Genomic DNA, 639 nt, shown 5'->3' on the forward strand with positions numbered 1-639 from the left:
AGTTCTTCCAGCGCTTTTTTTGGGTTGTCCGATGCCACTACATCTCTGACAGTGTCCACTAATGCTTCGGCCTTAAGGTGTTCGGTCAGGCAGCCTACAGGCATCCCGGGCTGATTGTTCTTAAGCCGGACTGATTGCTCTGGGTGCAGCAACAATAAATGCTCGCACAGGAGGCTCAGGATCACGCCACGCTTAGATCCTTCAACACCTCTCTGTTTGCTCAGTTTGTTCCAGCCTCCATGGGCTTTCCAGTCCTGAATAAAAACCTCGACCAACCACCTCAGCGAATAAAATCGGGCTATGTCCGCGTGATGCCATGACATATCAGAAGCCACCAGATAGCGGTATTCTTCTTCATCCTCATACTTGAGCGCAATCACGAATCGACGTCTGTTATGTGCCTTGACATACAAACGGGCAGATAACATTGTCACTTTTTTGGTTTGGCCTCCACGAATGATCAGGCGAGTTTCTACACCTTTTTGTCGAGCAAAATACTCTTTCACTGTCGTCTCAGAATTGCGGCTGGCCACTTTCTGGTTGGAGCGTAACTGGCTGACAATTTGCCCTTTCGTGGTGAGAGCGGAGGCTTTGTCCATAAATTCACCCGTTCCATAAAGCGCATCAGCCAGAACTCCT

General features: G+C 49.3%; 1 protein-coding gene. It reads right to left on the reverse strand.

Annotation, left to right across the window (positions count from 1 at the left end; genetic code table 11):
- The coding region (locus CWC16_RS19445) for a transposase (protein ID WP_171037705.1) at nt 1-639 on the reverse strand (639 nt) is incomplete at both ends.

Source organism: Pseudoalteromonas sp. S3776 (assembly GCF_005886915.1).
GTDB lineage: Bacteria > Pseudomonadota > Gammaproteobacteria > Enterobacterales > Alteromonadaceae > Pseudoalteromonas.